At 65.1% G+C, this 14,222-nt stretch carries 15 protein-coding genes; 4 read left to right on the forward strand and 11 right to left on the reverse strand.

Annotated elements, in window-relative coordinates; all coding sequences use genetic code 11:
• Positions 1-128 precede the first annotated feature (128 nt).
• The 7 genes from JHC57_RS16490 to JHC57_RS16520 form a co-directional block, all read right to left on the reverse strand.
• Complete coding sequence (locus JHC57_RS16490) at positions 129-818, reverse strand: N-acetylmuramoyl-L-alanine amidase (RefSeq protein ID WP_294031324.1); 690 nt, start codon at positions 816-818, stop codon at positions 129-131.
• A 67-nt stretch (positions 819-885) separates the two neighbouring features.
• A complete protein-coding gene (locus JHC57_RS16495) occupies positions 886-1,743 on the reverse strand; it encodes a protein-glutamate O-methyltransferase CheR (protein ID WP_294031325.1) in 858 nt (285 codons plus the stop codon).
• Positions 1,740-2,780, reverse strand: coding sequence for a chemotaxis-specific protein-glutamate methyltransferase CheB (gene cheB / locus JHC57_RS16500; RefSeq protein WP_294031342.1), 1,041 nt, complete (start codon positions 2,778-2,780; stop codon positions 1,740-1,742). The genes JHC57_RS16495 and cheB overlap by 4 nt, the downstream gene beginning before the upstream one ends.
• Before the next feature lie 82 nt (positions 2,781-2,862).
• Positions 2,863-3,237, reverse strand: coding sequence for a response regulator (locus tag JHC57_RS16505; protein ID WP_294031327.1), 375 nt, complete (start codon positions 3,235-3,237; stop codon positions 2,863-2,865).
• A gap of 76 nt (positions 3,238-3,313) precedes the next feature.
• Complete coding sequence (locus JHC57_RS16510; protein WP_294031328.1) at positions 3,314-3,751, reverse strand: chemotaxis protein CheW; 438 nt, start codon at positions 3,749-3,751, stop codon at positions 3,314-3,316.
• Entirely contained in the window at positions 3,748-6,177 is a 2,430-nt protein-coding gene (locus JHC57_RS16515) for a chemotaxis protein CheW (RefSeq protein ID WP_294031329.1), read from the reverse strand. The genes JHC57_RS16510 and JHC57_RS16515 overlap by 4 nt, the downstream gene beginning before the upstream one ends.
• Before the next feature lie 56 nt (positions 6,178-6,233).
• Positions 6,234-6,875 carry a histidine phosphotransferase family protein gene (locus JHC57_RS16520; RefSeq protein WP_294031330.1) on the reverse strand — a complete coding sequence of 214 codons (642 nt, stop codon included), beginning with the start codon at positions 6,873-6,875 and terminating at the stop codon, positions 6,234-6,236.
• 136 nt (positions 6,876-7,011) lie between these two features.
• Between JHC57_RS16520 and JHC57_RS16525 the strand changes: the two genes are divergently transcribed.
• From JHC57_RS16525 to mtgA, 4 genes are all read left to right on the forward strand, one after another.
• Positions 7,012-7,968 carry an RluA family pseudouridine synthase gene (locus JHC57_RS16525; RefSeq protein ID WP_294031331.1) on the forward strand — a complete coding sequence of 319 codons (957 nt, stop codon included), beginning with the start codon at positions 7,012-7,014 and terminating at the stop codon, positions 7,966-7,968.
• 80 nt (positions 7,969-8,048) lie between these two features.
• Complete coding sequence (gene rpoH / locus JHC57_RS16530) at positions 8,049-8,951, forward strand: RNA polymerase sigma factor RpoH (protein ID WP_294031332.1); 903 nt, start codon at positions 8,049-8,051, stop codon at positions 8,949-8,951.
• A gap of 87 nt (positions 8,952-9,038) precedes the next feature.
• Positions 9,039-9,653, forward strand: coding sequence for a hypothetical protein (locus tag JHC57_RS16535; protein ID WP_294031333.1), 615 nt, complete (start codon positions 9,039-9,041; stop codon positions 9,651-9,653).
• 61 nt (positions 9,654-9,714) lie between these two features.
• Entirely contained in the window at positions 9,715-10,428 is a 714-nt protein-coding gene (gene mtgA, locus JHC57_RS16540) for a monofunctional biosynthetic peptidoglycan transglycosylase (protein ID WP_294031334.1), read from the forward strand.
• 101 nt (positions 10,429-10,529) lie between these two features.
• On the opposite strand, the gene JHC57_RS16545 is transcribed toward mtgA, so the two are convergent.
• The 4 genes from JHC57_RS16545 to aspS all read right to left on the reverse strand — a co-directional run.
• Positions 10,530-11,066, reverse strand: a complete 537-nt coding sequence (locus tag JHC57_RS16545) for a J domain-containing protein (protein ID WP_294031335.1) — start codon at positions 11,064-11,066, stop codon at positions 10,530-10,532.
• Positions 11,067-11,288: 222 nt separating this feature from the next.
• A complete protein-coding gene (locus JHC57_RS16550) occupies positions 11,289-12,074 on the reverse strand; it encodes a polyphosphate kinase (RefSeq protein WP_294031337.1) in 786 nt (261 codons plus the stop codon).
• A 98-nt stretch (positions 12,075-12,172) separates the two neighbouring features.
• Positions 12,173-13,045: an alpha/beta hydrolase gene (locus JHC57_RS16555; protein WP_294031339.1), complete on the reverse strand. Its 873-nt coding sequence runs from the start codon at positions 13,043-13,045 to the stop codon at positions 12,173-12,175.
• A gap of 3 nt (positions 13,046-13,048) precedes the next feature.
• On the reverse strand, positions 13,049-14,222 hold a 1,174-nt coding region (gene aspS, locus JHC57_RS16560), incomplete at its 5' end, for an aspartate--tRNA ligase (RefSeq protein WP_294031340.1).

Below are 14,222 nucleotides of genomic sequence, written 5' to 3' on the forward strand. Positions count from 1 at the left end.
CCGCCGGACGTTATCCGGCACCGTGATTTCCGTGGAGCCCGGACTTTCCTCCCCCTCGCTTGCGCGAAGCGGCGATCGCCCGACCCTCTGGCCCGTGCATTATAAGCCCGGCGGCGCGATTTTACGAGTCAATTGCCCTCGGGCTGCGGCAGCAGCAGCGCAAGCAGGATCGCGCGGCATTCGCCGCAGATCGTGCCGTCGATCAGTTCGGGTCGAAAGCGGCGCTGGAACGCGACCGTCGCCGCAAAGCCGTCGGTGACGTCATAGCCGAAGCGTTCCAGCGCGAGCAGGAAGCCCGCGTCGGTCCACAGCGGATCGGTCAGCTTCTTGGTCGGGCGTGGCAGCGCGAGGCGGCGGCGCGCCAGTTCCTCCCACGGAAACAGCTCGCCCGGGTCCTGCTTGCGCGTCGGGGCGATATCCGAATGGCCGACGACATTGCCGCGCGTGACCGCGTGGCGATCCTTGATCATATGGACAAGCCGCACGACCGACGCGATCTGCGGATCGGGAAACGGCACATAACCCCATTCGTGCCCCGGATTGACGATCTCGATCCCGACGCTCGCCGAATTGATGTCGCTGATGCCGCGCCAGTGCGACTTGCCGGCGTGCCAGGCGCGCTTGTCCTCGGGCACCATGACGGTGATCTGGCCATCCTCGGCGACGACATAGTGCGCCGAGACTTTGGATTCAGAATTGGCAAGCCAGTCAATGGCTTCGGCACCGTCCTTCATTCCGGTATAGTGGAGTACGATCATCGAAACAGGCAGCGCGCGCTCGTCGAAATTGGGAGACCAGCGTTCGATAAAATCGCTCATGCGCCTGTTCGGTCCGTCCTGTGCTTGCCAAGCCGTCGATTGCGCCAGTGGCGCAAAAAAAGCAAGGTCAGGCAGCCGCCGCGCGGCGCACCTGCTGGTCGGCCGGCTCGTAAAGCCCGCGCAGTCGGGGGCTTGCGACGAACTGGTCGGTCTGGCCGAGCACGGTCTCACCCGCGCCGAGCACGAGGAAGCTTTGCGGCGCGGCGACCGCACGCAGCCGGGCGAAAGCCTTCTGCCGCATCGGGGCGGAGAAATAGAGGAGCAGGTTGCGGCAGAAGATGAGGTCCGCCGGACTCGCCAGCGGCGGGCGGTCGATAAGCATGTTCTGCACCGAGAAATCGATCCGGCGACGAAGGTCCGCCTTGGCGAGCCAGCCGCCCTCGGTCTGGTCGAACCAGCGCACCATGCGCTGCACGGGCAGCCCGCGCTGGATTTCGAACTGACTGTAGAGGCCGACGCGCGCGCGTCCGATCGCGTGATGGCTGACGTCGGTGCCGACGATATCGACCTGCCATCCCGCCCATTTCACACCCTGCTCGGCGATCAGCATCGCCATCGAATAGGCTTCCTGCCCCGTCGACACGCCGCAATGCCAGATCGTCAGGCGGCGGCGGAGCTTGTTGATCTCGCGCAGCTGCTCAAGTGCGGTCGCAGCTATTTCATCGAACACGCTATATTCGCGGTAGAAATAGGTTTCGTTGTTGAGCATCGCGTCGACGGTGTCGTCGAGCAGCTGCCGGCTGTTCGACGTGACGAGCGCGGCGATGAGCGCGTCGAGATCGGCGATCCCGTGTCGCTGCATCACGGGCTTCAGCGACATTTCGATGCGCCAGATGCGGTTCGGCGAAAGGGTCTGCCCCGTGCGAGATTCGAGCACGCCCATCAGCACGCGATACGCCGACTCGCTGGCGGTGCCGCCCATCATGGCTTGCGACGCCCGGGAAGGAAGCTGCCGAGCATCAGCGCAATGGCGTCGGGGTTGAGCGTCGCCGCGGCGATGCCCGCCTTGGCCACGGCGCCGGGCATGCCCCAGATCACGCAGCTTTCGGGCGCTTGCGCAAAAACGGTACCGCCGGCCTGTTTGAGCCGCGCCGCGCCGATCGCGCCGTCGCGGCCCATGCCGCTCAGGATCACCGCGATGCCCCCCTTGCCATAGATGCCGGCGATCGAATCGAGCATCGGATCGGCCGACGGGCAGCAGCCGTTGTCGACCGGGCGGCGGTCGAGTGCGATCTCGTTGCGGCGCGCACCCGCGACGACGACCAGGTGCGCATCGCCGGGGGCAAGATAGATGCAGCCGGGCTCGACCGGCATTCCGGCTTCGGCGACGCGAACCCTTCGCTTGGTCATCGTCGCGATCTGCCTGGCGTAAAATTCCATGAAGGCATCGGGCAGATGCTGGGTGAGCAGGATGGGCGCGTCGATCCGCGGGTCGAGATGCGCGAGGAAACTGGTGAAGGCGGGGATGCCGCCGGTCGACGCGGCGACGGCGATGCACTCGATCGGCTGATCGGTGTCGATCGGCAACGCCACCGGCGCGGGCGCGGGGCGCTCGGCAGCCGGGATCGGCATCGGAAAGTCGCGCTGGTGGCCGAGCGTCATGATCCGCTCGGTCAGCACCTCGGCGAAGCGGCCCGAAAAGCTGCCGCGGCCGGGTTTGGCGAGCGTGTCGCTGGCGCCGAGCGCCAGCGCATCGATCGCCGCGGGGCCGCCCTCGACGCAGTTCGACGAGAGGATGAGCACGCGGGCCTTTTCGGCGCGCTCCAATATATGCGGCAGCGCGTCGATACCGTTCATTCCCGGCATTTCGATATCGAGAACGACGACGTCGACGGGCTCGCGCGCCAGATAGTCGAGCGCATCGTGCGCCGAGGCGACCGACGCGCAGATCTTGAGCCCCGGCCGCTGGTCGACGATGCGTTCGAGGATGCTGCGGACGACGAGGCTGTCGTCGACCAGCATCACCCGCACGGTGCGGATTGCTGGCTCCGGGTCCGGTATCAGGGGTTGCGGTCGAGCCACCGAAAAACCTCGAATAAAAACCTCAGGCGATGCCGACGAGCTGCAGCTTTCCTTCAAGCGTTTCGCGGTCGAACGGTTTCATCACATATTCGTCGGCGCCCGCCTCGATCGCGGCGCGGATATGGTCGATGCTGTTTTCGGTGGTGCAGAAAACGACGCGCGGGCGCTCCTCGTGCCCGTAATCGAGGTCGTTGAACGCGCCGAGAAACTCCATCCCGCTCATCACCGGCATGTTCCAGTCGAGCAGGATGACGTCGGGACGATTGGCGCGGCAGAAAGTCAGCGCCTCCTGCCCGTCGGCCGCTTCGTCGACGGCGAATGACATGCTTTCAAGGATATGGCGCGCGACCTTGCGAATGACTTTGCTGTCATCGACCACCAGACAAGATTTCGACATTCAATTAACTCCGACCCCCGGGATTTGGGCATGTTTACGGCAAAGGCGTGTGCAGCCCGTTAATAAACGGCCGGAATCATGCCGCCTTTAAGGCGGGCAGCGTGATAAAGTTGGACGGGTCGACGACGAGCAGCGATGCGCCCTCATGTTCGATCATGGCATCGGCGACACGCGCCCAGCCGGGAAGCAGTTTTCCCGCGATCCGCGTTTCGGCGGCCTCGATGAAACAGACATCCTCGATCTGGTCGGCGAGCAGCGCATAACCATGCTCTGCGACCTCGACGACGATCACTCGCTGTCCGGGCGCGACGGGCACTGCGGGCAGGCCGATCACGACATGCGGGTCGATGAGGGTGAAGACGCGGCTGCGCAGCGCGAAGAGCCCCGCGACATGCGGTGGCGCGGCAGGCACCTCGACCGGCGTACCGACCGTGACGACCGAATTGATCGCACGGCTGCGCAAAGCGACGCGCGTGTCGGCGATGCGCGCGATCAGATAGAGTTTTTCCATCATTCGCCCGCTCCCCCCACGCTGCGGCGCATCGCATCGAGCAGCGCCTGACGGTCGTATCGATAGACGGTTTCGTCCTCGGGCCCGGCGGCCGCGATCGAGGCGCGCAGACGGATTACGGGCACGGCGCCGTCGGCGAGCGCACAGGCAGCACCCTCTTCTATGCAGAGAAGGACATCCGGCGTCTCATCCGGTTCGTCTTCGCCCGAAACGACGCGGTAACCGGCGTTGCGCAGGATCGGCGCGAGGAAATTGTCGCCCCAGCCGTCGGAATCGTCGGCGAAGCGGCAGAGCGGCCGGCGCAATACCGGCGCAGCTCCCTCGGCAGCATATTGCGCCATCAGCCAGAAGGGGTCGATGAGTTCGACCGGCTCGCCGGCGACGAGCGCGACGCCCGCGATCAGGCCGGGCGCCACCGACGGCTGGACCGCGTCGGGCAGACGGACGATGTCGATCACCTCGGCGATCGGATAGCAGAGCACGGCCTGGCCGTCGTAGAGACGGAGGAGCTTCACGCTGCCCTCCCCCTCCGGCAGCGTCGCCGCATGGACGGGGAAAATATCCTCGCCGATCCGGACCTGAACGCGGCCTGCGCTTTCGAACAGCGTCGATACCGGGACTTCCTCGACCCGCTCGATCACCGACAGGCGGACGCCGCGGATGCGGCCGTTCGTATCGCGGAAGAGCAGCAGCTGTGCGGCATTGCGCGCTGCGGCGGCCTCGGTCTCGGCCTCGGCCGAGCGATCGTGGCTGCGGCCTGCTTCGGTTGCGTCGATCGCCGCGGCGGCGAGCAGACCCTGGACATCGAGCAGCAGGACCGGGCGGCCATTGTCGGGCAGCGTCGTACCGGCATAGAGGCCGGTTGCCATGATCATCGGCGCGGCCGGTTTGATCACCAGTTCTTCATGGTCGTGGATCGCGGCGACGCTCAGCGCATAGCTTTGCCCCTGCCCCGGACGGACGATGACGAGCGCGCGGTCATCGCTGTCGTCCGCCGTATCGCGCTCGCGGCCCAGCACATTTTCGAGCCGGAGGAGCGGAAATTGCTCGCCGCGCACGGTCGCAAGCTCGCCGCCGCCGAGTTGGTCGATGCGGACCGTGTCGCCGCTTTCGAGCAGGATTTCACGGACCGCACCGCGCGGAATGGCGAAATATTGCCCCGCAGCACGCACCATCAGGCCCGAAATGATCGTCAGCGTCATCGGCACCCGGAGCAGGATGGTCAGCCCCCGCCCCTCTTCGTTGCGCAGTTCGACGACTCCGCCGATCTTTTCGACGTTCGCCTTGACGATATCCATGCCGACTCCGCGGCCCGAGACCGACGTGATCTTCGCCGCGGTCGAAAAGCCGGGGCGGAAGATCAGCTCGAGCCGTTCCTTCGGACCCAGCGCGCGCGCCTCGGTCGCGGTCATGAGCCGTGACGCGATCGCCTTGGCGACGAGCGCATCGGGCGAAAGCCCGCGGCCGTCGTCGCGAATCTCGATCTCGATCTGATTGCCCGACTGGCGCGCCGAGACGGCGATCGTCGCGGTGACATCCTTGCCCGCCGCGACACGCTCCTCGAGCGCCTCGACACCATGATCGATCGCATTGCGGACGATGTGGATGAGCGGATCGCGGATATTTTCCATCATCTCGCGATCGAGCTCGACCTCGCCGCCGCTCGTCTGAAAGGCGATCTTCTTTCCCATCTCCTGCGCAAGGTCGCGTACGATACGCGGCAGCGGCGAGAAAAGCTTGTCGATCCGCTGCATCCGCATCTGGCTGACCGACTGGCGCATGCCCGCGATCGAATCGGAAAGGCGGTCGAACGAGGCGATAAGTGACAGATCGGCGCCCGACTCGCGGAGCATGCGGGCGAATTCGTTGCGCGCGAGGACGATGTCGGTAACCCCGGTCATCACGCTGTCGAGCAAAGACAAGGGCACGCGGATCGAACGCCAGCTCTGCAGTTCGGCGCCGAAATCGTCGTCGCGGCGAAGCGGAACGCCGGCAACGTCGAAAGGCGCTTCGTCGGATGCGGCCTGCTCTGACAGCGCGCCGATCACGTCGCGGTCGTCGCCGGCGGGTTCGACGCCGGCCTGACCCAGGGCCGTGCACAGGTCGCCGAGCCGGTCGAGAATGCCGAGCACGCCCGATACGAGCGCAGCATTCGCGTCACGATTGCCGCGGCGCACCTGATCGAGCGCGTCCTCGGCCGCATGCGACAAGGCCGTGACGCGCGGCAAGGCGAGGAAGCCCGAACTGCCCTTGATCGTGTGAACGAGACGGAAAATCGCATCGAGCTGCGCACGATCGGCGGGATCGGCTTCCCAGGCGACGATCGCCCCGCCCGCTTCGGCGAGGATTTCCGCCGTTTCGGCCAAAAAGTCGTTCAGCAGATCGTCCATCGCCGTACCGGTGCGCCCCAAAAACTGAGGCTGCACCATGGCGGACAATGGTTAATGGAGGGTTTTACCGGTGGGCTGCGCCGGTGAAAATACAGCTAACGCCCGCGAAGGACGGCGCCGACGAGCAGCGAGGTCGGGGTTTCGCGGGCCAGCATCACCGTGCCGTCGCTCTGCCGCGCGACCGCCTGCACGAGCACTGCGGGCGCCGTGCGCGAGGTCATCGCGGTCGCGCCTTCGCCTTCGGCCAGAATCCGTTCGACGTCGGCGTCGAGGAAGATGCGCTCGGCCTCGACATGCAGGGCGATCTCGACCGCCTCTCCCTGCTTTTCGCAGCCGATGTCGAGCCGCCCGCCGCGTACCAGCGCGTCGACGAGCAGCAGCGACAGGTTGAGGATGATCTTGACCGCGGGCTTGGGGAGCGGATCGCCGCCGATCATCCAGTTGAGTTCGATCGCGCGGTCGCCGATGATCCCCTGGATCGCCGACTTCGCTTCGTCGGCCGGAACGAGCTCGCCGAACCCGCCTGCGGACCCGAAGGCGAGGCGAAAGAATTTGAGCTTGTTGGCCGAGGTGCGCGCGCTCTGTTCGAGCAGTTCGATGCAGCGTTCGCGCATCGCCGGATCCTTCTCGTCGGCGAGAAGCTCGAGGCCGTTGGCGAAAGCCCCGACCGGGCTCAGAAGGTCGTGACACAGGCGCGAGGCCAGCATCGAGGCGAAATCGACGCGATCGTCGGACATGGATGAACAGGCTCCCCGCAAGGCCGGATGTTTCCGGCTCGCGCCTGCTCCCTAAGCCACCGATTCGCCCGAGACAAGCGGGATACGGCGAGCCGAGCCCCTTGAATTTCGGGGTTTCGGACCCATATCGCGATCAATGCAGGGGGATGACGAGATTTTGACCGTGACGCTGGAGGACAGTGCGGCCGGGCTGCGGCTCGACCGGGCGCTGGCCGAGGCACTCCCCAACCTGTCGCGCGAACGGCTGAAAAACCTGATCAAAGGCGGGCGTGTCGCCGATGCCAGGGGAGCGATCCTTTGGGATCCATCAGCGAAAACCGCTGCACCCGCGACGATCGCGGTGCGCCTGCCCGCCGCGGCGCCCCCGCATAACGTCGCGCAGGACATGGATCTGGTCATCGCTTACGAGGACGAGCACCTGATCGTCGTCGACAAGCCCGCAGGAATGGTCGTCCACCCCGCGGCAGGCAATCTCGACGGCACGATGGTCAACGCGCTGCTCCATCACTGCGCGGGACAACTGTCGGGGATTGGCGGCGTCGCGCGCCCCGGGATCGTCCATCGCATCGACAAGGATACGAGCGGACTGATCGTCGCAGCGAAGCACGACAAGGCGCACGAGGGGCTGGCGAAGCAGTTCGCCGCGCACAGCATCGACCGCCGCTATCTCGCGATCGCGACCGGGCGGCCGATGCCCGCGAACGGCACGATCGACGCGGCACTCGGCCGATCGAGTGCCAACCGCAAGAAGATGGCGGTGGTCGCCGAAGGCCGGGGCAAACATGCCGTCACCCATTACCGGACGGTCGAGCCGCTGCAGGGTGCCACGCTGGTCGAATGCCGGCTTGAAACGGGGCGCACGCACCAGGTCCGCGTTCACATGGCGCATATCGGCCATCCGCTCGTCGGCGACCCCGTCTATGGCCGCCAACGTAAACCTTTGTCCGATGTACTCAAGACCCGGAATTTCGTAAGGCAGGCGTTGCACGCAGCCCATTTGGGTTTTATTCATCCGGTGACCGGTAACGAAATCGCGCTCGACAGCGAACTCCCAGCGGACATGCGGGAACTGATCGATGAACTGCGCGTTTAGGTTTCGAATGAAAATCTATTTTGACCGCCGGAGCCAACCGCGGCATATTTCTCCTCTGAAAATAAGGGAAAACCTTTAAAATGGCTAACAAAAGCAATGTTCCGGCAGTGGTGCCCGCGCTCGGCGGTGAGGCGAGCCTGAACCGCTATCTGGCCGAAATCCGCAAGTTCCCCCTTCTGACGCCCGAGCAGGAATATATGCTCGCCAAGCGTTTTCAGGAGCATGGCGACAATGAAGCTGCCGCGCAGCTCGTGACCTCGCACCTGCGTCTCGTCGCCAAGATCGCCATGGGCTATCGCGGCTATGGCCTGCCCGTCAGCGAGCTGATCAGCGAAGGCAATATCGGATTGATGCAGGGCGTGAAGAAGTTCGACCCCGAACGCGGCTTTCGCCTCGCGACCTATGCGATGTGGTGGATTCGCGCATCGATCCAGGAATTCATCCTCCGCTCGTGGAGCCTCGTGAAAATGGGCACCACTGCGGCACAGAAGAAGCTGTTCTTCAACCTCCGCCGGATGAAGAACAATCTTGCCGCGTTCGAGGACGGCGACCTCAGCCCCGAGCATGTCGCCAAGATCGCGACCGACCTTGGCGTGACCGAGGACGAAGTGATCAGCATGAACCGCCGCATGGCGATGGGCGGCGACACCTCGCTGAACGTGCCGATGGGCGAGGACGGCGACAGCCAGTGGCAGGATCTGCTGGGCGACGAAGGTCCGCTGCAGGACGAGCGCGTCGCCGAGGCCGAGGAACGCGACGTGCGCCATGCGTTGCTCAACGAAGCGCTCGAAACGCTGAACGAGCGCGAGCGCCACATCCTCACCGAGCGGCGCCTGACCGACGATCCGAAGACGCTCGAGGATCTGAGCCAGGTTTATGACGTCAGCCGCGAACGCGTGCGCCAGATCGAGGTTCGCGCGTTCGAGAAACTGCAGAAGGCGATGCTCAAGCTCGCCGGCGACCGGCGCCTCGTCTCGGCCTGACCCGTTCCGGGATCTCCGCTCCGTGATTTGACTTGCGGGCGCAAAAGGACCAGCCTCCCCCTTCGGGCCAGCCGAAGGGGGATTTTCATGTGGAAATGGATCCGGATTCCGAAAGGCGTCGCACTGGTGGCCTTCCTGCTGCCATGGATGACGGTCAGTTGCTCCGAACAGAAACTCGTCGAGGCGAGCGGCTTCGGCCTCGCCTTTGGCCGGGTGACCGCGATGGGACAGGCGGCGGAAGCAGGCGACGGCGCCTCGCTCAATCTCTGGCTGATACTCGCGCTGCTCGCGATCGCGGGCGGCCTCGTCCTGCTCTTCCTGAAAGGGCGTGAAGCCGCAAAACTCGTGCTCGGCACATCGGTTGCGGCAATCGCGCTGATCCTCATCGGCACCTGGCGGTACAGCAAGGACGCGCTCGTCGCCGAGGCGGCGAAGAATGGCCAGAACAGCGGCATGGATCAGGCCGCGCTGGCGATGATCCAGGTGAATTGGGAGATCGGATATTGGCTGGCGCTGCTGTCGCTGGCCGCCGCCGCCGCGATGGCGTGGCTCGTGATGAGCGGCCGCGAGTCCGATGCCGAAGCACGAGTGCGTTCGCTTGCGGCCGGCGCTGCCGGGAAGCCCAAAGGCGCCGCTGCCGGGGTGAACGACGCTGTCGATGCGGCCACCGAAAGGAACGACGGCGAACCGCCGAAAGCCTGACGCTCTTCGCGACGGCAATCAGCCGCTTGCCGACTGCCGGCAAGCGGCTATGAAAACCCGCATGACGACTGCCGCCAAGACCCGCGCGAGGAAGCGCAAGCTTCCCTGGTATCTACGCCCGTTGAAATGGCTGCTTTGGTTCGTGACGATTTCGGTCCTCTGGGTGCTCGTCTATGCCGTGGTGCCGCCACCGGTGACGCTGACGATGCTGCTCGACGGCAACGGGATAACCAAGGATTGGGAGGGCCTGTCCGATATCGACCGCAACATGGTGCGTGCCGTGATCGCGGCCGAGGACGGGAAATTCTGCAGCCACGACGGCTTCGACCGCGACGCGATCGAGCAGGCGATCGAGCGCAATGCCAAGGGCAAGCGCATGCGCGGCGGATCGACGGTGAGCCAGCAGACCGCGAAAAATGTCTTCCTGTGGCAGGGAAGCGGCTGGACGCGCTATGTCCGCAAGGTCCCCGAGGTCTGGTTCACCTTCCTGATCGAGAAGATCTGGGGCAAGCGCCGGATCATGGAGGTTTACCTCAACGTCGCCGAGACCGGCATCGGAACATACGGCGTCGAAGCGGGCGCACAGCGCTATTTCAGGCATGGTGCGGCGAAGCTGACCCCGCGCGAGGCCGCGCGTATCGCCGCGATCCTGCCGCTACCCAAGAAGCGCGAGGCGATCAGCCCGTCGGGCTTCACGCGCCGCTATGGCAATACCATCACCGCGCGCATCGGGCAGGTGCGCCGCGACGGGCTGGATGCGTGCGTTTACAATTAGGGGCATGCGCCGGTTTTGAAGTGGAGAGCTGTCGTCCCTCATTTCGTCATCCCCGTGACGATGAGGCATGAGACAGCTTCCGGTCGAAAAGCTGGCTCCGATCAGGCCGGTTTCCAGCTCTTCCTCTCCTCGGCCTGCTTGAGTACCTCGAACGCCGCCTGGCCGGCCGCAAAACGTTTCGCGGCCTCGGCGTCGCCGGGCTTCACGTCGGGATGGCATTCCTTGGCATAGGCGCGCCACGCCTTCTTCGTCGCGTCGAAATCGGCGTCGGGATCGAGGCCGAGCAGTTCGAGCGCGCGCATTTCGTCGGCGCTGCGGCTGCCGTCGCCCGAGCCGCCCCAGGCATAATGCTGCGCGCGGGCATAGCTGCGTGCACCCTGTGCCTCCTCGGCGGCGCGCGCCGCCGCATCCTCGGCCGAAAGCCCCGCGAAATAGTCCCAGCCGCGATTATATTCGGCGGCGTGCACTTCGCAGAAATACCAGCGTTCGGGGCTGTTCGGCGATTTGGGCGCAGGACAGTTGCCAGGCTCGGTGCAGCCGTGCCGGTCGCACAGGCGCACCTTCTGCGCCTCGCGCGACGAGCCATAGGGGCGCCAGCGGGGAAAACCCCAGTCGTCGGATCTCTTGGCGCGGCTCATTCCCACCATGTAGCGACTGGCGGGCGAATTGGCTAGGCGGAGGCTCTCGAAAAAGCGCGCAAAAAGGTCTTTCCTACATTGTCTGGCCGTGCCAGCTTCGCGCTTCGGCTCTTTGCAATTGTCCGCCCTCCGCGTCTGCACGATCGCGCCCGACGATCGCTAAAGCCACAAAGGACACAAATCCGATACGCGTGTGCGGGGCTTTTGTGGCTTTAAGCCTGTTCAGTCCTTCGGCTTGTAGCCGAAGGCCTTCGTCGCGAGCTTGACGACCGCCGGGTCCAGCGCGGGGGCCGTCATCGGCACCGCTGCCTCGAGCGTTTCGACGATATGGGTCAGCGCCGCGACCCGCGCCGCCTTCTTGTTGTTGCCGTCGATCACCTTCCACGGCGCCCAGCGCGTGTTCGTCTGCGCAAACATCTCCTCCATGGCCGCGAGATATTCCTTGCGCTTCGACCGGTTGCGATAGTCCTCGGTGCCGGTCTTCCAGCGTTTCCACGGATCGTCGAGGCGCGCGGCGAAGCGTTCGTCCTGCTCCTCCTGCGTGATATGGATGAAGAGCTTGACGAGGTTGGTGCGGCTGCCCGTCAGTTGCGCCTCGAACTCGTTGATCTCGTCATAGCCCTTGCGCCATTCGGCCTCGGTCGCAAAGCCCTCGACGCGCTCGACGAGGACGCGGCCGTACCAGCTCCGGTCGAAGATCGAAATGTCGCGGTTGCCGGGCAGGCGTTTCCAGAAGCGCCAGAGGAAATGGCGGGCCTTTTCCTCCTCATTGGGGGCGCTGATCGGCCACACCTCGAAATAGCGGGGATCGAGCGAGGCGGTCAGCCTCTGGATTATCCCGCCCTTCCCTGCCGCGTCCCAGCCCTCGAACATGATGATGCTGCGCTGGCCGTGAATGATATGCGCGGCCTGCAGTCGTTCGAGCCGGCCCTCGAGCGCGGCCAGATCGTCGGAATAGTCGCCGTCATATCTGGCGCCGGTTTCATAGTCGGACAGGGAAATGCTCATCGCCGTTCCCTAGCGCATCCGGGCGCCTTCCACCAAGCGGCTGATACGCGATGTCATTTTCTGGCACAGGCGAGCCTGCGCCGGTTTGCATAGGCCGGTCAGAGATGGTCGGCCAGCAGCGCGGCGACGCGGGCCGGATTTTCCATCGGAATGAAATGGCTGTTCCCGGCCCATAATTCGTCGCGTTCGGCACCGATGGCCGGGCCAAGGCCGGTCCAGGTCGGACTGAGCGAAAAATCGAGCGGGCCCCCGCGCTCGCCGGTCGGGGCGCGGATCACCGTCGAGGGCATCGACAGATAGTGCAGCCATTCGTGCGGGCTGGTGCGCAGCGCGTTTTGATAGACCGATGCTTCGAGAGCGGGCGGACAGGCGAGTTCGAGCCCTTCGCCCCCGACCGCGGGCAGCAGGCCATAAGTGCAATAGTCGGCGAGCACGCGCGAGTCCCAATTCGCATAGGGCGGACGGTCGGCGAAGCGGGCGCGCATCTCCTCGGTGCTCGACCACGCATTGCGGCGGCGCGCGACGGGATGGTCGGCGGGGTCCGGGATCGGCTTGCCCGCTTCGCCGTCATAGGAAGCGGGGTCCATGATCACCGGGTCGATCAGCACGAGATGGCGAAAGGCCGCCGGCCGCTGCGACGCGAGCCGCGTCAGCACATAGGCGCCCATGCTGTGCCCGCATCCGACGAGCGGATGCCCGCCGAGTCCGTCGAGCAAAGGCAGCAGCGCATCGGAAGTCGCGGCCCAGTCGGCGAGCGTCGCGGGGCGGTAGCTGCGCCCGTGACCGCGATGGTCGGGCGCGATGACGTGCGTTCCCGCAGGCAGCGCGGCGACCACTTGGTCCCAGAGCCGCGCGTGAAATCCCGTCGCGTGGAGCAGGAGCAGCGACGCGCCCTGCCCCGGCGTACCCCATTCGAACCAGCAGATATCGCCGTCCGGCGTTTCCTGCCGGTGCTCCCGGGGGTCACTCATGCTTTAGCTCTTCGGACCGTCGACGAGGCGGATGCTGAGTTCCTTGAGCTGCTTGTCGCTGACCGGGGCCGGGGCGCCCATCATCAGGTCCTCGGCCTTCTGCGTCATCGGGAAAACGATCACTTCGCGGATGTTCGGTTCGTCGGCGAGCAGCATGACGATGCGATCGACGCCCGGCGCCGAACCGCCGTGCGGCGGCGCGCCGAACTTGAAGGCATTGATCATGCCGCTGAAGTTCGCATCGACATCGGCCTGCGAATATCCCGCGATCTCGAACGCCTTGTACATGATGTCCGGACGATGGTTCCGGATCGCACCCGACGACAGTTCGACGCCGTTGCAGACGATGTCATACTGGTAAGCGAGGATGTCGAGCGGGTCCTTGCCGGTCAGCGCGTCCATCTCGCCCTGCGGCATCGAGAAGGGATTGTGGCTGAAATCGATCTTGCCAGTATCCTCGTCGGCCTCGAACATCGGGAAGTCAACGATCCAGCAAAATTCGAAGCGGCTCTTGTCGATGAGGTCAAGCTGATCGGCGAGACGCGTGCGCGCGAGGCCGGCAAGCTTCGCGGCCTTCGCCTCGACGCCCGCGGCGAAGAAGATACCGTCGTTCGGGCCAAGGCCCATCGCGTCGGCGATCGCCTTCATGCCGTCCTGGCCGTGGTTGTTGGCGATCGGGCCGCCGAACACGCCGTCCTTTTGCGTCGCATAGCCGAGTCCCGGGAAGCCTTCCGACTGTGCCCAACTGTTCATCTCGTCGAAGAATTTACGGCTCTTCTCGTGCGTTTCGGGCGCGGCGACGGCGCGGACGACCTGCCCTTCCTCGACCATCGTCGCGAAGCGGCCGAAGCCCGATCCCTTGAAGAAGTCGCCGACATCATGGACGAGCAGCGGGTTGCGCAGGTCAGGCTTGTCGCTGCCATATTTCAGCATCGATTCACGGTAGGGAATGCGCTTGAACGGCAGCGGCGACACGGTGCGGCCCTTGCCGTCGAAATCGGCGAACTCCTCGAACACCCCGTGCAGGACCGGCTCGATCGCGTTGAAGACGTCGTCCTGCGTGACGAAGCTCATCTCGAAATCGAGCTGGTAGAATTCGCCGGGCGAGCGGTCGGCGCGTGCGTCCTCGTCGCGGAAGCAGGGCGCGATCTGGAAATAGCGGTCGAAGCCCGCGACC

The organism is Sphingopyxis sp. (genome assembly GCF_016463645.1).
In the GTDB taxonomy this organism is placed as follows: Bacteria; Pseudomonadota; Alphaproteobacteria; order Sphingomonadales; family Sphingomonadaceae; genus Sphingopyxis.